Source organism: Qingshengfaniella alkalisoli (assembly GCF_007855645.1).
In the GTDB taxonomy this organism is placed as follows: Bacteria; Pseudomonadota; Alphaproteobacteria; order Rhodobacterales; family Rhodobacteraceae; genus Qingshengfaniella; species Qingshengfaniella alkalisoli.
Map to the genome: position 1 here is coordinate 1,905,936 of NZ_CP042261.1, position 20,395 is coordinate 1,926,330.

Consider the following 20,395-nt stretch of genomic DNA (forward strand, 5'->3'; position numbering starts at 1 on the left):
AGCTTGACCTTTAGGGTTCGCACCTGTTGAACCTGCAGCAATTCCGACCATTGAGGTGTTAGTTTCCAGATGGACGATCAGAATAAGAACCTGATATTGGCCACCGCGCTCAGTTTCATCGTGATCCTGGTGTGGTTCCTGCTTTTCCCACCAGAAGAGCAAACCCCAACGACCGATCCCGAGCAAGTAGTTGCAACAGCGCCTGACCAGCAGGCCACCGACACGGCCCCGACACCTCCTTCACTGGCGACACCTCAGGAAACGCGTGAAACAGCGCTGGCCGAAGGCGCACGTCTGGACATTGATTCGCCAAGCCTGGCGGGGTCCATTTCGTTGACTGGTGGCCGGATCGACGATCTGGCGCTGAAGGATTACTTCGTCACCCTTAAGGATGAAGAGAACGTCACACTGCTGTCGCCTGTTGGTACCGGCAACTCATACTACGCACTCTATGGCTGGGCCCCGGGAGGCACGCTTAACTACGATCAGGTGCCGGGATCGAACACCGAATGGCAGGTCGAAAGCGGCGAAACGCTTGCGCCGGGCAGCCCGGTCACGCTGGTCTGGGACAATGGCGCTGGTCTGACCTTCCGCCGCGAGATTTCAGTAGACGACAAGTTCCTGTTCACCGTGAAGCAGTCGGTCGAAAACACCACTGACAGCGAACAGCGTCTTGCGCCCTACGGAATCGTTGCACGGCATGGCGAGCCCGACACCAAGAAATTCTTCATCCTGCACGAAGGCGTCGTGCGCATGTCCGACGGCGAGCTTGAAGAAACCAAGTATGCTGACATGCCGGATATGGACTTCTCGCAGGCAGAAAACGCCAATGTTGAAACGATCAGTGTTTCGGAAAATGGCTGGGTCGGCTTCACCGACAAGTACTGGATGACTTCCTTGCTGCCCGCACCGGGTCAGGGCTTCACCTCTGTCGCGAAGTATTCGGCAAGCAATGACGTCTATCAAACGGAGACACGCCTGCCGACGATGTCCGTCGCGCCGGGTCAGACCGCCGAAACGACAACCTACCTGTTCGCTGGCGCGAAGGAATGGGAAACCATCCGCAATTACGAGAAAGACAAGGGCTTCGACCGTTTCCTTGATTCCATCGACTGGGGCTGGTTCTTCTTCCTGACCAAGCCGATCTTCTGGGTGCTGCACCACCTGCACGCGCTGATCGGCAACATGGGCTTTTCAATCATCGCGTTGACCATCATCATCAAGGCGGTCCTCTTCCCGCTGGCATATAAATCCTATGCCTCGATGGCGAAGATGAAAGAACTACAGCCCGAGATGGAAAAGCTGAAGGAACGTGCAGGCGACGACCGTCAGAAGCTCCAACAGGAGATGATGGCGCTCTACAAGAAGGAAAAGGTCAATCCGGCCTCGGGTTGTCTGCCGCTGCTTTTGCAGATCCCGATCTTCTTCTCGCTCTACAAGGTGATCTTCGTCACGATCGAATTGCGTCATGCGCCGTTCATCGGCTGGATTCGCGACCTGTCTGCACCTGATCCGTCCTCAATCCTGAACCTCTTCGGCCTGCTGCCCTTTGCGCCGCCGGAGGCCGGGTCGTTGCTGGCGATCATTTCGCTGGGTGTGCTGCCGATCCTTCTGGGTATCTCCATGTGGCTTCAGCAGAAGCTGAACCCCGCGCCCACCGATCAGACCCAGGCGATGATCTTCGCGTGGATGCCGTGGATCTTCATGTTCATGCTGGGCAGCTTTGCCAGCGGCCTGGTCCTGTACTGGATCACGAACAACACGATCACCTTCATCCAGCAATACGCGATCATGCGAAGCCATGGATACAAGCCAGACGTGTTCGGAAACATCAAATCCAGCTTCAACAAGAAAAAGAAGACAGAGGCGAAATGACGGGCCAGGTCGCAGCTCTCTGGCGTCATCCGATCAAGGCGCACGGGCGAGAAGCCCTGCAAGAGGTGACGCTCACGGCGGGCCAGACCTTCCCCTGGGACCGCATCTGGGCGGTCACACATGAAGCCAGTAAAGCACAGGGCGGCCAATGGTCGCCCTGTCCCAATTTTTCACGCGGGGCCAAGGCGCCGCAATTGATGGCGATCACGGCGCATCTTGACGAACAGAGCGAACATGTCACGCTTCGGCACCCGGAGCAGGCCGAAATCACTATCAACCCCGACGATACCGCCGACGCCGCACGGTTCATCGACTGGGTTCAACCGCTGATGCCCGAAGGGCGCGCGGCCTCCACGGGGCTGATCCGGGCGGGGGAACAAGGCATGACCGACTCCGCGTTTCCGTCCATCAGCATTGGCAATCTCGCATCTTTGCGCGCGCTGAGCGCTGCCGTCGGAACTGAACTTTCGCCAGACCGGTTCCGCGCGAATATCTGGATCGACGGCCCCGAAGCATGGTCGGAATTCGACTGGATCGGCGAGACCATTCGCATTCGCGATGTCGAATTGAAGGTCCAAGAACGTATCACGCGGTGCCTCGCCACAGCAACGAATCCAGAGACCGGCGAACGCGACACCGACACGCTGGGCGTGCTACAGAGCAACTGGGGGCATCGCGATTTCGGCATCTATGTCACCGTTTCCACCGGCGGTCGTATCGCCCCAGGTGACGCATTGAGGCTGACATGACCGGTCCCTCACCCGACACACTGCATCCAATGGACGGCTTTCCGCGTGTGGTATTTCTGAAACCGCTCGCGAAGGATATTTCGAACACCGAAGTCGGCGAATTCAGCTATTACGACGACCCGAACGAACCCGAGACGTTCTTTGAAAGAAACGTACTTCATCATTTCGACTTCGTCGGCGACAAGCTGATCATCGGTCGATTTGTGGCCATCGCGAGCGGCGTGAAGATCTTCATGAATGGCGGCACGCATGCGATGACGGGTTTCTCGACCTACCCTTTCAACATCTTCGGCGGTGGCTGGGAAGAGGGTTTCGACCCGCAAAGCTGGGAAGCAGGCCACAAGGGCGACACGCTGATCGGATCGGATGTGTGGATCGGGACGGACGCCACACTCATGCCCGGTGTAAAGATCGGAGCCGGCGCCATCATCGCCGCCAAGACCGTCGTCACGAAAGACGTGCCTCCCTACGCCTTGGTTGCCGGCAACCCGGCGAAGGTCGTGAAAAGGCGCTTCGACGAGGAAACGGTCGATGCGCTTCTGGACATTGCCTGGTGGGACTGGCCGGTTGAAAAGATCGGGCGCAATCTCAATGCGATTCGCGGGGCGGATCTGGATGTACTGAGGACCGCAGAATGAACACTCTCGCCTTTCCCATCGTCGACGAACCGGATGATCTTAGCCGCGAAAAGGGCCGCATGCTGTTCGCGGGTGAGACGACATTTCTGAAGGGCGTCGTCGCGATGGATGGCCTGCCGCCGGCTGACCGGCTGGAGGTCTGTTTCGCCGGGCGTTCCAACGTGGGGAAATCTTCGCTGATCAACGCGCTGACGGGCCGCAGGGGCCTTGCGCGCGCGTCCAACACACCGGGCCGGACGCAGGAAATCAATTACTTCGAGCGCGATCACCTGTATCTGGTCGATTTGCCCGGCTATGGCTTTGCCAACGCACCCGTCGCAGTGGTCGAGAAATGGCAGCGGCTACTGAAAGCTTATCTTTCAGGTCGCCAAACGCTACGGCGCGCGTTCGTTCTGATCGATTCGCGCCATGGCATAAAAGCGGTGGATGATGAAATCATGTCGCTGCTAGACACCTCGGCCGTGCCGTTCCAAGTGGTTTTGACCAAGGGCGACAAGGTAAAGGCGAAAGACGTCGAACCAATGCTGAATCAGGTACGGACCAAGCTGTCCAAACACCCCGCCGCTTATCCCGAACTGGTGATGACCTCGTCAGAGAAGGGCGACGGAATCGTCACGCTGCGCAGCATCATCGCCGGGCTGGAATAACCTTAGACGTGCTGGCCTGCGTTGACCTCGATCTCGGTCCCGGTGACATAGGTCGATCCCTCGCTGCACAGGAAATAAATCACATCCGCAATCTCTGACGGCTGGCCTAGACGGCGCAGCGGCAGTTTCTCGACGATCTTTTCGGTGCCGGGGCTGAGGATCGAGGTTTCAACCTCGCCCGGCGCAATGGCATTGACGCGCACGCCCAACGGGCCGAAATCATGCGCCATTTCCCGCGTCAGTGCGGCAAGCGCCGCCTTGGACGTGGCATATGCGGCCCCGGCGAAGGGATGCACGCGGCTGCCAGCAATGGATGTCACATTCACGACCGCCCCTTGCGCCGCCGCCAGTTCATCCTTCAGCCCACGGGCAAGAACGACCGGCGCAAAGAAATTCACATGGAACACATGCCCCCATGTTCGCAGATCCGTGTTCAATGTATTCAGCCGTCCGCCCGCATCGTCCTTGGGCGATATACCCGCATTGTTGACCAGCCCATCCAGTTTGCCACCCAGCTTTTCGCGGATCGCCTCGATCGCCTCGATCGTGTGGTTTGGGTCGGCAAGATCGATCTGGATGTGGTTTTCTTCGCCACCGGGCCAAGGACAGCGCGGGTCGAATGCGTGGCGGGAACAGGTCAGCACCCGCCAGCCTTCGGCGGAGAATTTCTTCACCGTCGCATGGCCAATCCCGCGACTTGCTCCTGTCAGCAACAAGGTTTTGGTTCTGTCGCTCATCTTTCCTCCGCTCACCTGACCCTTGGCAGGGACGTTCCAACCGAATAACACATTCCAAACCCATGGGAACCGAGAGATGAGACCACAGACCGCCATGAACCGCGACTGGATAGCCACCGCCCGGACGTTGTCCGAAGCCCTGCCCTACCTGCAACGCTACGAGGGCGCGACCGTCGTAATCAAGCTCGGCGGGCATGCGATGGGCAGTAACGAGGCAATGATCAGTTTTGCGCGCGACATCGCCTTGATGAGCCAGGTCGGCGTCAACCCGGTCATAGTGCATGGCGGCGGCCCGATGATCAACGAAATGCTCGACAAGCTGGGGGTGCAGTCTGAATTCGTGGGCGGCAAGCGCGTGACCGATGCCGCCACGATGGACGTGGTCGAGATGGTCCTGTCAGGGCTTGTGAACAAACGCATCGTCGCCGCAATCAATTCGCAAGGCGGCCACGCGGTAGGCCTGTCGGGCAAGGACGACAATTTGATCCAGTGTGAACAGGCCGATCAGACGCTAGGCTTTGTCGGACGCCCGCACCAGATGAACACCGGCGTCCTGCGCACGCTATTCGATGCCAACATCATCCCCGTCATCGCTCCTATCGGAATCGGCCCCGACGGGCAGACCTTCAACATCAACGGCGACACGGCAGCCGGCGCGATTGCCGGAGCGCTGAAAGCGGACCGCCTGCTCTTGCTGACGGACGTGCCGGGCGTGAAAAACGAAGCTGGCGAGGTTGTCACGGAACTGACTGCAGCACAGATCAGGGAAATGACTTCCGACGGAACGATTGCGGGCGGCATGATCCCTAAGACCGAAACGGCACTTGCGGCACTGGAACAGGGTGTCCGAGCGTCAGTAATTCTCGATGGTCGTGCGCCAAACGCTTGCCTTCTTGAGCTGTTTACCGATCATGGGGCCGGTTCAATCATCAGATCGAAGTGATATGAGACGTCTCATTCTAATCCGCCACGCCAAATCCAGTTGGAGCGATGCGATGCTCTCCGACCACGACCGCCCCTTGAACGGACGCGGGCGACGGGCGGCAGATGCGATCGGCGGCTGGCTGACAGACCAGAAGGCCAAGCCGGATCAGGTGCTGTGTTCGACAGCAACAAGAACAGTCGAAACCTGGGCACGTATTGCGGCAGCCATGATGAAGCCGGTGGAACCCAAGCTTCTGGACACGCTGTATCACGCCTCCCCGGAAGATATCCTGGAAAAGCTCCGCGCCGCCAAGGGCAAGACGGTGGCACTGGTCGGACACAATCCGGGGCTTGCGGCGTTTGCCAGTCTGATCGTCAAGGAAGCGCCCGATCACCCCAAATTCGCGCAGTATCCAACGGGCGCGACCATGATCGCTGAATTCAAGATCGACGATTGGACCGATCTGAAGAAGCGGTCCGGTCGCGTGAGGGCCTTTCTGGTTCCGCGCGACCTGACAGATTAAACCTCAGTGACCGAGGATCTGGCTGAGGAACAGCTTGGTCCGCTCGCTTCTGGGGTTCTTGAAGAACTGCTCAGGTTCATTCTGTTCGACGATCTGCCCTTGGTCCATGAAGATCACGCGGTGCGCGACCTGGCGGGCAAAGCCCATTTCGTGAGTCACGCACAGCATGGTCATTCCATCCTCGGCCAACTCGATCATGGTGTCGAGCACTTCCTTGATCATCTCTGGATCAAGCGCGGAGGTCGGTTCATCGAACAACATGATGCGCGGCTTCATGCACAGACTGCGGGCGATGGCCACACGCTGCTGCTGACCGCCGGATAGCTGACCGGGATACTTGTACGCCTGATCGGGGATTTTCACCTTCTCAAGGAAATGCATCGCCGTTTCTTCGGCTTCTCCTTCTTCGGCGTCTTACGTACCCAGATCGGCGCGAGCGTGCAGTTTTCCAGGATGGTCAAATGCGGAAAGAGGTTGAAGTGCTGGAAGCACATCCCGACTTCGGACCTGACCCTGTCGATGTTTTTCACATCCGATGACAAGACCGTGCCGTCGACCGTGATGCTGCCCTTCTGGTGTTCTTCAAGCGCATTGATACAGCGGATCAGCGTCGACTTGCCCGACCCCGACGGCCCGCAGATCACGATGCGCTCGCCGCGATAGACCGTCAGGTCAATGTCGCGCAGCACGTGGAAGGTGCCATACCCACTTGTTCATATTGTTGATTTCGATCGCGATTTCGTCGCTTACGGGTTTTGAGGCGGGTGCCTGCGTGGCCATGGATACATCACTCATGGAAGGCTCCTATCGGTGATCGGTCGCGAGTTTGCGCTCGAGATATTGCGAATATTGTGAAATGCCGTAGCAAAAGACGAAGAACATCACGCCCGCAAAGGCATAGAGTTCCCAGTAAACGCCGAACCATTCCGTCGAGGACAGGATTGGTCCACCAATCATGCCCAGCACGTCGAACATGGAAATGATCGACACCAGCGTCGTGTCCTTGAACAGGCCGATGGCGATGTTGACGATGGACGGGATCGAGATCTTCAGCGCCTGTGGCAGGATGATCAGTCGCATCTGTTGCCAGTAATCCAGCCCCAGACTGTCGCCCGCCTCGTATTGGCCGCTCGGCAGCGCCGCCAGACCACCCCGAATTGCCTCGGCGATATAGGCCGACGCGAACAGGGTGATCATGATGATGACGCGAATGATCAGGTCGAAATTCGCACCCGGCGGCAGGAAGTAGGCAAGCATCACCGACGCTACGAACAGCAAAGTGATCAACGGCACACCGCGGATGAACTCGATAAACAAAACGCAGATCGTCTTGATGATCGGCAGGTTCGACCGACGCCCCAACGCCAGCGCGATGCCAAGCGGCAGAGATAGCGAAATACAGGTGGTACCAAGGATGAAATTGATCATGAAACCACCGATTTCGCGGCTTTGAACCGTCTCCAGCCGCAGCGGAACGATCGCGGCAAACAGGTTGGACAATGGTGCAACGAACAGCAGCCAGAACACCAAAAGTGCGACCAGACCGACGATGAGCGCGCCGAAGAACGACCGATTGGCGATCAGGCGGTACGCAAAGAACGCGAACACTACGCCCATTAGCGCCACGACCGGCGTCCAGAGCGTGCCGCCCCAGATCAGCCAATAGGCCAGGAACGGGTACAGTCCAGTAAACCACAGCATTTTTCTGGGCAGTTCGAAAAACAGAATGGGAGCCAGTGCAACGAACAGCAACACGAAGGCTATGATCGCCCGTCCGTAATGTTCAGACGGATAATTACCGAAGACGAGCTGCGGCCAACGCTCTTTGACAACAGCAAAACAAGCCCCGACCTGGTCGCCCAACTTCTCGCGGCAATCACGGATCGAGTCGGCGTCCCACACGCCATTCACTACCCATGGCAAGACCACCGACAAGACGGCATAGATCGCCCACAATGCAAGGATGGTCATGATCGCGTTGGCGACGGAGCCAAACATATTCTCACGCAGCCACTTGATGACACCCGTCTCATTGGCTGGCGGCGGTGCAGGTGGGATCGCTGTTTCGCGAACGTAAGCAACGGATTGCGCGTGTGTATCTGACATCTCAGCGCTCCTTCAGCTTTACGCTATTGTTATAGATGTTCATCACCAGCGCGATGGACAACGAGATCAGCAAGTAGAACACCATCAGCAGAAGCACGGCTTCGAAACTTCGTCCTGTCTGATTCAGCGTGATACCGCCCAGCGTTCCCGTGATGTCCATGTAGCCGACCGCCGCCGCCAGCGACGAGTTCTTGGTCAGGTTCAGGTACTGGGAAATCAGCGGCGGGATGATGACCCGCAGCGCCTGCGGCAGGATGACAAGGCTCATGATCCGGCGCGGCCGCAAGCCGAGCGACGCGGCTGCCTCTGCCTGCCCCTTGCTGATGGCCAGAATGCCCGCGCGGACGTTTTCGGCAATAAAGGCACCAGTATACAGCGCCAGCGCGAGCCAAAGGGCAATCATCGGCCCCGTGATGCGGATACCGCCTGAAAAGTTGAAGCCCGTGATCCCCGGTAGCTCCAGCTTGACCGGCTGACCCAGCAGGAAATACGCCAGCAGCGTCGGGACGAAAAACAGTCCGATGGATATAGGCAGGACGGGGACTTCGCGCCCCTTGGAATACAACTGCTTGATCGCGTATTTTTTCAGCCCCCAGATCGCCGCAAGTGACAGCAGAAACACGGTCACGACAACCGCGGACCCATCCAGCCAAACAGGTCTCGGGATATAGACGCCGCGATTGGTAAAGGCGAAAGCGTCCAACAACATGCTGGCCTGTGCATCTTCTCCACGGAAGGCCCGCGGCTGCGGCAGCGCATTGGCCATCACATTGAAGATGATCAGGATCCATATCAAAACCGGAATGTTGCGGAAAATCTCGACATAGACGGCCATCAGTTTCGAGACGAGCCAGTTGCTTGACAGGCGAAGCACGCCGACAACGACCCCGATGATCGTTGCAGTCACGCAACCCAGAAATGCGACAAGCAACGTGTTGAGGACGCCGACGAACGCCGCGCGCAGGTGGGTGTCGGTACTTTCGAAAGGAATGAGCTGCGGGCTGATGTCATAGCCTGCAGGCTCGAACAAGAATTCATAAGAGATATCCTTGCCCAGCGTGGCAAGGTTCGCGACGGCGTTGGAGATCAGCCACGAAAACAGCGCGACAAGCGCAAGAAGGGCGAAGAACTGGAAGGTATAGCCACGATAACGCTTATCGTTGAGCAGCATTCCCAGATGGAACTTCGGACCGGGCACATCGGAAATTGACGTCATAATAGGATTCCTGTCTGCGAACCGGGGTACGGCGGCAGGTGCGGGCGTGGCATATGCGACGCTCGGTCTGACATTCAGATAGAAAAAGGGCGCGATGTTGATCGCGCCCTGATCTCTTTACTTAGCGGAACGGCGGCGAGTAGAGCAAACCACCATTGGTCCACTGCGCGTTCAGGCCGCGCGCCAGACCAATCGGGGTGTTCTCACCGATGTAACGCTCAAAGATTTCGCCGTAATTGCCGCCGGCCATGATGATGTTCTTGGCCCAGTCGTTTTCCAGGCCGATCATCTCGCCGAGATTGCCTTCAGAACCAAGCAGACGGTTGATTTCCGGATTGCTCGTCCCTGCGGACAGTTCTTCGACATTGGCCGAGGTAACGCCCAACTCTTCGGCAGCGATCAGCGCGTTCAGCGACCAACGTACGATGTCACCCCATTCATTGTCGCCATGGCGAACAAGCGGACCGAGTGGTTCCTTGGAGATGATCTCCGGCAGGATCACATGCGCGGACGGATCTTCAAAAGCCGCACGTGTCGCAGCCAGACCGGATGCGTCCGTGGTATAGACGTCGCATGCACCGGCAAGATACTGCTGCTGCGCTTCTGCCGCGGTCGCAATCGGAACCGGCGTATAGCTGATGTTGTTCACGCGGAAGAAGTCCGCAAGGTTCAATTCCGTCGTCGTACCCGACTGGATGCAGACAGTCGCGCCATCCAGTTCCTTCGCGGATGTGACGCTCAGTTCTTTCGGGACAAGAAAGCCCTGACCATCATAGTAGTTCACGCCAGCAAATTCGAGCTTCAGGTCCACGTCGCGCGAGTATGTCCAAGTCGTGTTACGCGACAGCATGTCGATTTCGCCAGAATTCAGCACCTCGAAACGAACCTTGTTCGTCACCGGTGAAAACTCGACTGCAGTCGGATCGCCGAAGATGGCGGCGGCCACAGCACGGCAGACCGCAACATCAAAGCCTTGCCATTCGCCCTGTGCGTCCTGTGACGCGAAACCGACAAGACCCGTGCTGATCCCGCAATTCAGATGCCCGCGCGCCTTCACATCATCAAGCGTCGCCGCTGCTGCCCCGCCTGCGGTCACGCCTGCCAATGCAAGAGCACCAATTAACACAGTCTTCTTCATTTTTACCTCTTCCTGATGGTCCACCATGTGAAATGGTGGCATTTATTCGGCATCAAAACAAACGCCAATTTGATTTTTTGTTGCGCGGGGTCTCCCTCGCGTATGCGAGTGTGGGCATCTCGAGGTTAATCCGTCAAGTCAAAGCGCGCCCGAAGAAATCTATGAATCGTTAGATTTCGCGATATATCTGCATAACGAAGCGGCAATTGCCCAAGTTCAGACCACGAAACGCCGGATTTCAGAGCAGAAGGCTAAGAAAATGACCGGCACGCAGAAAGGCATCACGCTTGGTTTCGGCAGCCTGCGCGGCTTCCTCATCGACGCCCCACTGTTCCTGTTGCCAAGTCTCGTCGATGCGGGAAACGCCCCATAGATGATCAAGGGGCAGATGCCTTGCGGCTGCGGCAAATCCGATGACCAGAGATCCAGACAGCGCCACGAGATCATGAAATGCCGCGAGCTGCCAATGGTTGAACCGATGAACCCGCCGCGTCAGCGCCGCGACACTATCTACGGGCTGCGGCACGAACATTACGCCAGCCGCTGTTTCGAGTTGCGCACCCAGCTTGACCGCCGCCCACCCGAGAATCGGATCCCATGCCTGCGCCTGCCTCTCGATCAACTCCTGCGGGGTTGTCGCACGATAGCAAAGCAAATCGCTTTCGCCGTATGCCGCAATAAGCTCAGCCACCTCGCGCTGCTGCGGCGCGACCTTGTCGATGGCTGAATTCGCCATGCGTGTGGCGGGCATGGTTTCAGGGTCGACCACTTCTTGCTGAGCCTCCCACTCGTCGCGCAGAAGCTCTGCGACCTGCAGGTTGGGAAGGATCAGTGCCGATTTCGCGGGCGTCTTCAGGCTGCGTCCATCAAGCTGCACTTCGTATCCACCTGTGGCCTCGACAACCTTTGTGTCGGTCCAGAAGCGCTTGCGGGCCCATTCAGTCATCGGTCAGTTCCAGGCTATTCAGAATAGCGGCATGAAGTGCCGCGAAATTGTCCACAGTGGCATCAGGCTGACAGCGGGCGAGCCTCTCGCCAGGGTGGTAACCCCAAGTGACAGCCATCGTTCGTACACCGGCGGCCCGGCCCATTTCCATGTCAAAGCTTGTGTCGCCAATCATGACGGCATTCTTCGGATCAACGCCTGTTTCGGCCAGCGCAGCAAGAACCATTGCCGGATGAGGCTTGGACGGATGATCATCGGCGGTTTGGCTCGTAACGAAGAGCGGTGCGAACCCGTGCAGGTCGAACAGATGCCGCAACCCGCGCCGTGACTTGCCTGTGGCTATACCAAGCAGGATGTTGTCATGCGCGCCGAGCCGGTCCAGCACCTCGCGCGCACCCGCAAACAGAGGAGATGCGGCATCGCCATCCATCGACCTCAATCCGGTATAAGCATCCTTGTATCGTTGAACCATGGTATCCAATATCGATGCGGATGCGCCAGGCGCGAGTTCAGCAATCGCGACCGGCAACGACAAGCCAACGATTGACAGGATGCGCTCCCGCTCGGGAACCGCCAGCTGGACAGCCTCGAAGGCGGCGGCCATTGATGCAACGATATGCGCTTGGCTATCAACCAGCGTTCCGTCAACGTCAAAGATTACGAGTTTCGGCTCAGCGCTCACAAAATTTCCTCGAATGGATCGGCCGGAACGTCCGAGACACTCCATGCAAAGGTTTCCCAAGTGCGCTGCATGTGATCGGGTAAGGGCGCAGTCAGGTTCAATCGCGCGCCCGTTACGGGGTGCATCAGGCTCAGGGAGCGCGCATGCAGATGCAGCTTGCGAGAAATCTCGCCACCCAGCTGCGCGCCCCAACCGTCGCCCTGGTTTTCCTGCCCGGAGCCGCCATACTTGCCGTCGCCGATGATTGGATGCCCGGTTTCTGCCATATGTGCACGCAACTGATGCGTCCGCCCTGTTACAGGCACCAGCGCAACCCATGCCGTCCGTTTTGCCAGCGCAGACAGCACCGCGTAATCCGTAATCGCCCGCTTTGCACCCGGAAGATTTTCCACCTCATCGGGGTGAACGCAACGCATTTTCTCGCCCTCACCATGCTTTCCGTGGCCGCCAGCTTTCACCAGCCCGTAGCGGATGGTGCCAAGCTGCGGCACCGGGACGCCCGCCACAGCCGCCCAGTAGATCTTCCGGGTATCGCGATCCCTGAACGCCTTGGTCAATGCGCCCGCAATCCGTTGCGTCCGAGCTAAAAGCAGAACCCCTGAGGTATCCTTGTCCAGCCGATGCACGAGGCGCGGTTTTTCATCCAAGCCAAACTTCAATGCCTCGGCCAAACCATCGACATGGCGTTTCTGTTTGCTACCACCTTGCGTCGGCAGTCCCGGCGGTTTGTTCAACGCGATGATGTGGTCATCGCGGTAAATCACGCATGACTGGATCAGTTTCGCATCTTCGTCGCTCGGACCGACTGGCACGGGACGCGAAGTCACCTCGGATGGTTCCGGCAATGGCGGAACGCGAACGGTCTGGCCCGGTTCGATGCGGGTCGCTGGTTTCGCGCGACCGCCATCTATGCGAATCTCGCCCTTGCGGCACATCTTCTCGATCCGACCTTGCGCGATATGCGGGAAACGACGACGAAACCAACGGTCAAGCCGCTGATCGGCCTCATCCTGGTCAACTTTGATGTTCTGTACGCCACTCATCAGGCAATCGCTCTCATAAAGGATAATCCGGCAAATAACGCCGTGATAGAAATCACGACCGACAACACGACATAGAGCGCCGCCAGCCCGACCGCGCCGCGCTCGATTAGCGTGACCGCCTCCAGGGAAAACGATGAAAAGGTCGTGAAACCACCCAGCACGCCGACCGCCAGAAACGGGCTGAAATGCGTCAGGCTATAACGTGCAAGGAACACTGTCAGCATACCCATCAGGAACGATCCGATGATGTTCACCGTGATGATCCCTAGCGGGAAATGACCAATGCCAAACAAGCGCACAATCAGCACGCCGGCCAGGTAGCGACCACTCGCGCCAATCGCGCCGCCAAGCGCCACCTGTGCAATCGTCGGAAACATCGCCTACTCCTTCGGCCCACCGCCGTTTGGCTCACAACTTGGTAAATTACCCGAAACGCTTGTTCAACATGAACGCTTGGCAAGTTCCGACACGACATGGGTACTTGGCCGCTCTATACACACGTAAGCGGTTGCGAAAGGCATCGGTTGCAGGCACCGCTGCATGACTGATTAACGGATCCTGATTCTCACGGCTCAAAATGGCAGACCTGTTCGGCAATACCACCAGTACCAATTCATCGGATCACACCACTCGACCACTCGCGGACAGATTGCGCCCGACCAACCTAGGTGATGTCATCGGACAGCAGCATCTTCTGGAAGCCGACGGACCACTTGGCGGGATGTTGGAGCGCGGAAGCCTCGCCTCCCTGATTCTTTGGGGACCACCCGGCGTTGGCAAAACGACCATCGCTCGATTGCTGGCCCATGAGACCGATCTGCATTTCGTCCAGATCAGCGCGATCTTTTCTAATGTCGCCGAGCTACGCAAGGTCTTCGAGGCCGCGCGTCTGCGCCGGGATAGTGGCAAGGGGACACTGCTATTTGTTGACGAGATCCATCGCTTCAACAAGTCGCAGCAGGACAGCTTTCTGCCGTTCATGGAAGATGGAACCATCGTTCTGGTCGGCGCAACAACGGAAAACCCCTCCTTCGAGCTGAACGCAGCCCTTCTAAGTCGCAGCCAGATTCTTGTACTGAACCGGCTTGACCCCGAAGCCCTGAAAACAATGCTTGCCCGCGCAGAACAGGAACTCGGACGCGCGCTGCCGCTGACCGAGGCCGCCGGCGAGTCGTTGATTGACATGGCGGACGGGGATGGGCGGGCGCTTCTGAACCTGATTGAACAAATCTCCGCTTGGACAGACACCAACCGGATAGGCCCCGCACAACTCGCGCAACGACTGTCGCAACGCGCCGCTCAATACGACAAATCCGGGGACGCGCACTACAACCTGATCTCGGCATTGCACAAATCCGTCCGCGGGTCTGACCCCGACGCAGCGCTTTACTGGTTTGCAAGGATGCTTGAAGGCGGCGAGGATCCGCGATATCTGGCCCGCCGCCTGACACGCATGGCCGTCGAGGACATCGGGTTAGCCGATCCACAGGCGCAGTCCCTCTGCCTGGACGCTTGGCAAACTTACGAGCGGCTCGGCAGCCCCGAAGGAGAGCTGGCACTGGGTCAGGCAGTTATTTACCTTGCCTTGGCCCCTAAATCGAACGCAGCCTACGCCGCCTATAAATCCGCCCGCGCAGTTGCGCGCGATACGGGATCACTCAACCCTCCCAAGCACATCCTCAACGCCCCGACGAGCCTGATGCGTGATCTCGACTACGGTGCCGGCTATGCCTATGACCACGATGCGGAAGACGCATTCTCGGGGCAAGATTACTTTCCCGAAGGTATCGAGCGGGCCCAATTCTATACCCCGGTCGAGCGCGGCTATGAGCGTGAAATGCTAAAGCGGCTGAACTGGTTCTCAAAACTTAGGTCGGACAGGCAGCGGAAGTAAGCTGTCGACCTGTGTCAGCTCACTTGGCCGCAGACGGTTCACGTTCAATGCATCGACCGGGTTAGCGAAAACCCATCCGGCGACTGCGGCCATATGATCTCGGCCAAAAATTCGTGTCAATTCAGCCGGATTTCACAGATTGAACAGATGTCTTGTGAATTTCTCTTGGCAGCCCATGAGCACGCTTGTGCTTTCGTTTGCGCACTCATTTGCCTTCTCTGGCATACAACTATTTATCGCCCGACACTCAAAGACCGTCTTTCTCTGAAAATTTAATAATTAATATCAAAAACTTATGCTTTCACCCGACATTTCGAATACCGTCCTACCGACATCAAAAACCCGTCTTTTGACATCGTTTTCCCGACCTGTCCCTAGGCCCTGCGGCGCGCAGACAAAGAAAAAGGCCGCCCAACGGGCGACCCTAACGTGGATTAGCGGGGAGAAGATTTCTGGCTACTTCCGTTTGCGCGGCTTCTTCGCCTCATTCGTGTCCTGGTAAGAACGATCCATGGCGCGGGAGGTGTCGATCCCGCGCCAATGCTCAGACAGGAAGGGGTTGAGTTCGTCATCAGAGTTGGTGCGGACATAATAGGCCTCGGCGAAATGATCGAGGGTGACCCGGGCATCCCCCATCTCCAGAGCCTCCGAGAGCGCTTCGATCGTGATCTCGACGGCCAAACCGAAGCGATAGGCTGCAGCATGCATCATGAGCGGCATGAATTCCGCGAGGCTGAACAGGCCTTCATCGGTCAGGCCAGACCCCGCCAGTAGCTTGGTCATGCCATTTCGGAGGGTGGGGCCATCGGTTTCGGGCGTCATGGCCAAAATCTCGACAGGACGCAGTCGCCGCGTCAGGGTGGGATCGTGGTTGATGAACTCGCGTCCTTCCGAGGTCCCGGTCAGGATAAGCGAAACAGGCCAGGGCCCGACCTGCATCAGGTTGCGGAACCGCTTCGCGAAGGCGGACATCGCCTCTTCGGTCGCGTAGCGCCCTGCGTCCTGGATCTCATCGAGGTGAATGGCCGCGATATGATGATGCTGGAGCTGCCTGCGCAGACAGTCGATCAGGTAGTCCTCGGTCCGGTTGCCCTTGGTCGGGTAACCAATTTCCCTGAGGACGGCACAGCATGTGTCCTTCACGCTCGCCTTTCCCGGCACGATGGCACTGACGATCCTGTGGCCGAATTCCCGACCGCCAGTGGCGACCGCCGCCTCCTCATACTCACGGATCACCCGCGCCATCATCGTCGACTTCCCGCTACCGGCCGGGCCGATCAAGGCGGCCCCCTTCGGCTCATACAACCCGCGCGCCAGGCGAGTTTCCCGTGCCTCGAGGACGCTGAACACTCGCTCGCGGATCAAGCGGTGGGTCTCGGTTTCAAAGAAGAAGGTATCCAGCGCGGCGGTCGCGGCCGCTTTGGTGCGCGTTTTCTCCATCACGGCCAAGGCTTCATTTGTGGTCATGGATTATCTCCGGATCAGGATCTTGGGCGGCGTCGGGCGCCAGTGGAGCGGAAGCGATCGAGGGGATTTGCTCCATCGGGGTGTTCGGCGGCCTCGGTCTCAGATGGGGACGTGGGCGCTGATGCGGTGTGATTGCCACTGGGGCCGGTCGCGTAGCCGGTCTGCAGAGGATCGATGAACTCGTCGCGGCCGACAAAGGGCTTTTCATGTGCGCCCTTGCCGAACTCCAGTTCCTTGCGAAGACGCGCCGCCTCCTCGTCGCTGCGACCTTCCATGGTGACGCCGGCCGAGTCTGCGATGGCTTTTGCCTCCCCGCGCCAACTCTCACGGGCTTCAGACTGGGCTTTGGAATGATCGGCGACATCAAGTGCGGCTTCAGCCTTGCGCCGGGTCTTTTCCGCCTTCCACCAGGTGAGTGACTTTCCACGCATGGTCTCGTCGAGGCAGGGAACGGAAATCGGATCACCGTTGGCAACGACCGAGATGGCCCCGAGGTTCATCGGGTCGACGAGGATCTCCAGCTTTTCTCCCGGCTGGGCGATCTTGTCCACGCCTGGCGCCTTGCGCTGGTTTCGGATGAATTCATTCGAATAGACCAGCCCCTCGAAACGAATGCCGACTTCCGAGACGCCAGCAGCATGGGAACTGCCACAAGCTTCGCGCAGTGCTTGAGACCCAGGCAGCGCGAAGGGGTCAAACTGTTCATGTTTCGACAGCTTCGCCCATGTGCCGGACGGGGTCGCTCCGCCAAGACCGCGGTGAGGCGATGCGTTGTAATCCGCCACGAATGTGACGAAGAGACGATGCAGATCATCATCCGTGAGGCAGGCCTCGCGCCCAGGATTCCGATCATTTCTCAAATGGGGCGCACCGGCTGTCCAGCCCGGCAAATGCCGCGCCCATTTCAATTCGAAGGTGCGAAACAGGCGTTCGATGTGAGCGCGAAGTTCGGCCACGCCGGTCACGGCATTCAGAAGCGAACCGGACAAGATCCGAACCGCCTCGACGAACCTTGACCCACCAAAAGGGTTTTTTCCGAACTCGCTCCCCGAATCCGTCGAAACCATGTGGATAGGGGCCCTGTTGTCCCATGAGGATTTGAAGAGCCCCGCCTCTCTGAGGAGTGGCGTCTTGTCCACAAAGCACATGCGAAGGCACGCCAGCGAAGCTTCCTGGTTCGGTGCCGAACAAAACGCAAACCCCAAGATCATGCGGGTGGCGACATCGATCGCGACGACCACCCATCGGCGAACGCGCTTCACCTTGGCACGCTGCTCGGGTGTCATGCGGTCCCAGGCCGCTCGCGACACGTTCAAGGACAGGACATGAACCTGCCACGCGTCGAAGATGACCACCTGCCCCGGAAAGCTGGCTTTCAGTCCCTGCTCGACACTGCGGAGTTTCGCTTTTGCCTTCGCCAGCCCCTCGCGTTTGACGTTGACCGTGAACGGGTCCAGGTGTTCGTCGATCCATCGCTCATAGGTCCTGGCCGACTTGACGTCGATCAAGACCGGGAAGCCTGCGGCGCGGCGGCGCTCGTTTTCCTTCTCGACCTGCGAGATCGTGTCGGCCGCCACTTCGGATTTGGAGAATTCCGGGTTCAGATACTGCTGCAGGCACCGTAGGACAAAGTTCTGGTCTTCAATCGCCTGTTCGTCCAAATCTTCCGACCGAGCGCGTGGAGGGCAAAACACCCTCGCCTGCTGACCTCCTTTTCGGAACGTGCGATAGTAACTTAGCAGAGTGTCATTGCTGGGAAGCGGCTTCAGGCTCTGCGTCGCATTCGCAGTTTCCGTCCCATAATCCCGACGTGCTTGATAGGACTTGTAGTCCCGATCCAACTTGGCACGCCAGGTCTGCACACCGTCGCGCGTCAAGATCATTCCGAGCTCACGGTAATGAGACATCCTCAAGCAGAGGAACATGATCAGATCAATGCGCGCGCGCCGCTTTTTGGTGGCCCTGAACATCTCGTCTGCGCCGAACATGGCGCGATCCATCTGCTGTGCCGGGCTGTAGTAGCCACGCTCGATGATCAGCAGTTCGCACTCGAGCAGGTACGGGATCTCATCCGCGCGGAATTTGCGGATATCAACGCCATGGTCGGCGTTCGAAACCGACAGCAGATAATGCGTGACGATCTCGCTGCCGCGATCCCTGACCTCGCGGGTCCTGGTGACTTCGGCTCCCTCGAATGTGACTCGATCCGTTGCCTTGAGACCCGCGAAATAGGTCATGCCGCCACCTCGCAGACAAGGCCGCTCTCGAACCGATCCAGAGGGTGTTTGCGAATGTCACCATCCCCGATGAGCCGGACGACCGCACGCCATGCGCGGTTGTCGAGCCGGGACGCTTCGATCAACCGATCCAGCGTGAACCGGGGCGACAGATCGTTCGCCGCCTCCAAGACGATCCGGTCAGATTCCGGGTCCCAGCCCCGCCGCGCATAATGGATTTTCTCCGCGCAGTCCCGCCACGCCGGGTGAAATGAATAGCGCGACAGCACCACGATCCGATCGGCGACATCCGGCGAACACTGAGACGCAATGTTCGCGATCTCCGCCAGATAGGACGAACGCCGGGCTTTCTCGTCGTACTTGACCGAGACCAGGACCTCTTCACCGGAGGCCAGCAAGACGTGGATGTCGATCTTGGTGTAGCTTTCGTCCCCGTCCAGGCCCACGAAATCGAGGCGGGTAAACTGCTCCTTGAAGTTCAGCACACCAGGATTGGCCGCGAGGTTTTTCTGTACTTCCGCCTCTTCCAAAGAGGCACACCAGAACTCCTGAAGCACGGCCTCGCGGTGCAGGCGCGTCACGAAGGACAGTCGGGAACTGCCACGTGACTTTCCGAGCTCCATCTTCTGCAAGTGCGATCGATGGACCAGAAAGGGGTGGTCTGGATCCGCCAGCAAGGGCGGGCCAATCTTGGACACGCGTCCGGTCGGGCAATGGCCCTCAGCATGGGAATAGGCGCCAGATGTGCCATCATGATAAAGCATAACTTCTCCGTTCCCCGGATTCGATGAATCCAGAGTTCCTGATCCGGCTCCATCTGGCCGGCCTTGGATGCGATTTCGGCGACAGGCTATCGCCCAGGTTTTGTTTCTAGCGGTGCTGCTGATCGAAGATTTATGCGCATTCCCCAAACGCACCAGAGCCCGGCGCGGGAAGGCTGTGGACGCAGCTCACCTGAAACTCAGATTTCTAAAGGAATGGACCGATCTTCGGCTTCCTTTCGAAGCCAGACCAGGAAATCCGGCGAGTCTGGCGTCGTGTCTGCAGGCGGCTTCACCGGATTGACCAACACCAGTTTTCCAAGAACCCCCTGACCCCCATTGGTCCGCAGATCGTCATATGTTCTGCGCCGCAAACGAGAGGCCGTATTGTAATGCAAACCGGTCAAGGCTGCGTATTCCTCCAGCGGAGGCATGAGGTGATGAACATATGCCGGAGCATGTCGGATCATGTAATCCGCGCTCAAAAACCATGTTCGGAGCGGTAGCTTGCTGTAGCCAAGCATGGTTCCTGATGTCGCTGAGAACTGATGTCGGCATTCGCGACATTGCCACCGAGCCACCGCCGGCACATTGAATGGCCGCCCTGCGCCGCAACGGGGGCAGGACACATGCTTCCCCCATCGTTGCTCGACTAGTCGTTCGAGGCAGGCAGCCTCGTCATGGAAGCGCGCGGCGATGCCCTCCGCCGGAAGCTGGATGCGCAACAGGCCCCACCATGCCCGCTCCAACTCCCAGTTTATCCGGCTTACTGCCCAACTCGTCCGCACCATCTTCTGCTCCTCCTGAAGGG

The 20,395-nt window shown here is 58.5% G+C and carries 19 protein-coding genes and 1 pseudogene; 7 read left to right on the forward strand and 13 right to left on the reverse strand.

The window, feature by feature from the left end:
* Positions 1-69 precede the first annotated feature (69 nt).
* From yidC to yihA, 4 genes are read left to right on the forward strand one after another with little or no spacing between them, the layout of a single operon-like run.
* A complete protein-coding gene (yidC, locus tag FPZ52_RS09615; RefSeq protein WP_146365227.1) occupies positions 70-1,875 on the forward strand; it encodes a membrane protein insertase YidC in 1,806 nt (601 codons plus the stop codon).
* Positions 1,872-2,624, forward strand: coding sequence for an MOSC domain-containing protein (locus FPZ52_RS09620; protein ID WP_146365228.1), 753 nt, complete (start codon positions 1,872-1,874; stop codon positions 2,622-2,624). The genes yidC and FPZ52_RS09620 overlap by 4 nt, the downstream gene beginning before the upstream one ends.
* Complete coding sequence (locus FPZ52_RS09625; protein WP_146365229.1) at positions 2,621-3,262, forward strand: CatB-related O-acetyltransferase; 642 nt, start codon at positions 2,621-2,623, stop codon at positions 3,260-3,262. Before FPZ52_RS09620 ends, FPZ52_RS09625 begins: the two co-directional genes overlap by 4 nt.
* Positions 3,259-3,909 (forward strand): ribosome biogenesis GTP-binding protein YihA/YsxC, encoded by a 651-nt coding sequence (yihA, locus tag FPZ52_RS09630; protein ID WP_146365230.1) that lies wholly within the window; start codon positions 3,259-3,261, stop codon positions 3,907-3,909. Before FPZ52_RS09625 ends, yihA begins: the two co-directional genes overlap by 4 nt.
* 2 nt (positions 3,910-3,911) lie before the next feature.
* Here the strand turns inward: yihA and FPZ52_RS09635 are convergent, their stop codons facing one another.
* The gene (locus FPZ52_RS09635; RefSeq protein ID WP_146365231.1) at positions 3,912-4,646 is read right to left on the reverse strand and encodes an SDR family NAD(P)-dependent oxidoreductase; all 735 of its coding nucleotides are present in this window, start codon (positions 4,644-4,646) and stop codon (positions 3,912-3,914) included.
* A 76-nt stretch (positions 4,647-4,722) separates the two neighbouring features.
* On the opposite strand from FPZ52_RS09635, the gene argB reads away from it, so the two are divergent.
* Positions 4,723-5,589 carry an acetylglutamate kinase gene (argB, locus tag FPZ52_RS09640; protein WP_205758585.1) on the forward strand — a complete coding sequence of 289 codons (867 nt, stop codon included), beginning with the start codon at positions 4,723-4,725 and terminating at the stop codon, positions 5,587-5,589.
* A 1-nt stretch (position 5,590) separates the two neighbouring features.
* The gene (locus tag FPZ52_RS09645; protein WP_146365232.1) at positions 5,591-6,094 is read left to right on the forward strand and encodes a SixA phosphatase family protein; all 504 of its coding nucleotides are present in this window, start codon (positions 5,591-5,593) and stop codon (positions 6,092-6,094) included.
* Positions 6,095-6,097: 3 nt separating this feature from the next.
* Here FPZ52_RS09645 and FPZ52_RS09650 read toward each other — a convergent pair.
* From FPZ52_RS09650 to crcB, 8 genes and pseudogenes are all read right to left on the reverse strand, one after another.
* Positions 6,098-6,889, reverse strand: a pseudogene (locus FPZ52_RS09650) (amino acid ABC transporter ATP-binding protein).
* A gap of 9 nt (positions 6,890-6,898) precedes the next feature.
* A complete protein-coding gene (locus FPZ52_RS09655; protein WP_146365233.1) occupies positions 6,899-8,200 on the reverse strand; it encodes an amino acid ABC transporter permease in 1,302 nt (433 codons plus the stop codon).
* Between the two features lies 1 nt (position 8,201).
* Complete coding sequence (locus FPZ52_RS09660) at positions 8,202-9,416, reverse strand: amino acid ABC transporter permease (protein ID WP_146365234.1); 1,215 nt, start codon at positions 9,414-9,416, stop codon at positions 8,202-8,204.
* A 121-nt stretch (positions 9,417-9,537) separates the two neighbouring features.
* Complete coding sequence (locus FPZ52_RS09665; RefSeq protein WP_146365235.1) at positions 9,538-10,554, reverse strand: amino acid ABC transporter substrate-binding protein; 1,017 nt, start codon at positions 10,552-10,554, stop codon at positions 9,538-9,540.
* Between the two features lie 238 nt (positions 10,555-10,792).
* Positions 10,793-11,500, reverse strand: a complete 708-nt coding sequence (locus FPZ52_RS09670; RefSeq protein ID WP_146365236.1) for an ATP12 family chaperone protein — start codon at positions 11,498-11,500, stop codon at positions 10,793-10,795.
* Positions 11,493-12,182 (reverse strand): HAD-IA family hydrolase, encoded by a 690-nt coding sequence (locus FPZ52_RS09675; RefSeq protein ID WP_240804339.1) that lies wholly within the window; start codon positions 12,180-12,182, stop codon positions 11,493-11,495. The genes FPZ52_RS09670 and FPZ52_RS09675 overlap by 8 nt, the downstream gene beginning before the upstream one ends.
* Positions 12,179-13,225, reverse strand: coding sequence for an RluA family pseudouridine synthase (locus FPZ52_RS09680; RefSeq protein WP_146365238.1), 1,047 nt, complete (start codon positions 13,223-13,225; stop codon positions 12,179-12,181). The genes FPZ52_RS09675 and FPZ52_RS09680 overlap by 4 nt, the downstream gene beginning before the upstream one ends.
* The gene (gene crcB, locus FPZ52_RS09685; RefSeq protein WP_146365239.1) at positions 13,225-13,602 is read right to left on the reverse strand and encodes a fluoride efflux transporter CrcB; all 378 of its coding nucleotides are present in this window, start codon (positions 13,600-13,602) and stop codon (positions 13,225-13,227) included. The genes FPZ52_RS09680 and crcB overlap by 1 nt, the downstream gene beginning before the upstream one ends.
* A gap of 200 nt (positions 13,603-13,802) precedes the next feature.
* Here crcB and FPZ52_RS09690 point away from each other — a divergent pair, with 200 nt between their 5' ends.
* A complete protein-coding gene (locus FPZ52_RS09690; RefSeq protein WP_146365240.1) occupies positions 13,803-15,119 on the forward strand; it encodes a replication-associated recombination protein A in 1,317 nt (438 codons plus the stop codon).
* A 456-nt stretch (positions 15,120-15,575) separates the two neighbouring features.
* On the opposite strand, the gene FPZ52_RS09695 is transcribed toward FPZ52_RS09690, so the two are convergent.
* The 4 genes from FPZ52_RS09695 to FPZ52_RS09710 all read right to left on the reverse strand — a co-directional run bounded on the left by FPZ52_RS09695 (position 15,576) and on the right by FPZ52_RS09710 (position 20,375).
* Positions 15,576-16,586, reverse strand: a complete 1,011-nt coding sequence (locus FPZ52_RS09695) for an ATP-binding protein (protein ID WP_146365241.1) — start codon at positions 16,584-16,586, stop codon at positions 15,576-15,578.
* Positions 16,587-16,600: 14 nt separating this feature from the next.
* A complete protein-coding gene (locus FPZ52_RS09700) occupies positions 16,601-18,823 on the reverse strand; it encodes a hypothetical protein (RefSeq protein WP_146365242.1) in 2,223 nt (740 codons plus the stop codon).
* On the reverse strand, positions 18,820-19,587 hold the full coding sequence (locus tag FPZ52_RS09705; protein WP_146365243.1) for a hypothetical protein: 768 nt from the start codon (positions 19,585-19,587) through the stop codon (positions 18,820-18,822). Before FPZ52_RS09705 ends, FPZ52_RS09700 begins: the two co-directional genes overlap by 4 nt.
* 197 nt (positions 19,588-19,784) lie before the next feature.
* On the reverse strand, positions 19,785-20,375 hold the full coding sequence (locus tag FPZ52_RS09710; protein WP_146365244.1) for a transposase: 591 nt from the start codon (positions 20,373-20,375) through the stop codon (positions 19,785-19,787).
* Positions 20,376-20,395: the final 20 nt, after the last annotated feature.

Bases quoted from the DNA above. Each gene is read 5' to 3' on its own strand.
- yihA (WP_146365230.1), top strand. From the start codon at position 3,259: ATGAACACTCTCGCCTTTCCCATCGTCGACGAACCGGATGATCTTAGC.
- FPZ52_RS09670 (WP_146365236.1), bottom strand. From the start codon at position 11,500: ATGACTGAATGGGCCCGCAAGCGCTTCTGGACCGACACAAAGGTTGTC.
- yidC (WP_146365227.1), top strand. From the start codon at position 70: ATGGACGATCAGAATAAGAACCTGATATTGGCCACCGCGCTCAGTTTC.
- FPZ52_RS09645 (WP_146365232.1), top strand. From the start codon at position 5,591: ATGAGACGTCTCATTCTAATCCGCCACGCCAAATCCAGTTGGAGCGAT.
- FPZ52_RS09680 (WP_146365238.1), bottom strand. From the start codon at position 13,225: ATGAGTGGCGTACAGAACATCAAAGTTGACCAGGATGAGGCCGATCAG.
- crcB (WP_146365239.1), bottom strand. From the start codon at position 13,602: ATGTTTCCGACGATTGCACAGGTGGCGCTTGGCGGCGCGATTGGCGCG.
- FPZ52_RS09700 (WP_146365242.1), bottom strand. From the start codon at position 18,823: ATGACCTATTTCGCGGGTCTCAAGGCAACGGATCGAGTCACATTCGAG.
- FPZ52_RS09695 (WP_146365241.1), bottom strand. From the start codon at position 16,586: ATGACCACAAATGAAGCCTTGGCCGTGATGGAGAAAACGCGCACCAAA.
- FPZ52_RS09665 (WP_146365235.1), bottom strand. From the start codon at position 10,554: ATGAAGAAGACTGTGTTAATTGGTGCTCTTGCATTGGCAGGCGTGACC.
- argB (WP_205758585.1), top strand. From the start codon at position 4,723: ATGAGACCACAGACCGCCATGAACCGCGACTGGATAGCCACCGCCCGG.
- FPZ52_RS09710 (WP_146365244.1), bottom strand. From the start codon at position 20,375: ATGGTGCGGACGAGTTGGGCAGTAAGCCGGATAAACTGGGAGTTGGAG.
- FPZ52_RS09635 (WP_146365231.1), bottom strand. From the start codon at position 4,646: ATGAGCGACAGAACCAAAACCTTGTTGCTGACAGGAGCAAGTCGCGGG.
- FPZ52_RS09660 (WP_146365234.1), bottom strand. From the start codon at position 9,416: ATGACGTCAATTTCCGATGTGCCCGGTCCGAAGTTCCATCTGGGAATG.
- FPZ52_RS09705 (WP_146365243.1), bottom strand. From the start codon at position 19,587: ATGCTTTATCATGATGGCACATCTGGCGCCTATTCCCATGCTGAGGGC.
- FPZ52_RS09620 (WP_146365228.1), top strand. From the start codon at position 1,872: ATGACGGGCCAGGTCGCAGCTCTCTGGCGTCATCCGATCAAGGCGCAC.
- FPZ52_RS09655 (WP_146365233.1), bottom strand. From the start codon at position 8,200: ATGTCAGATACACACGCGCAATCCGTTGCTTACGTTCGCGAAACAGCG.
- FPZ52_RS09690 (WP_146365240.1), top strand. From the start codon at position 13,803: ATGGCAGACCTGTTCGGCAATACCACCAGTACCAATTCATCGGATCAC.
- FPZ52_RS09625 (WP_146365229.1), top strand. From the start codon at position 2,621: ATGACCGGTCCCTCACCCGACACACTGCATCCAATGGACGGCTTTCCG.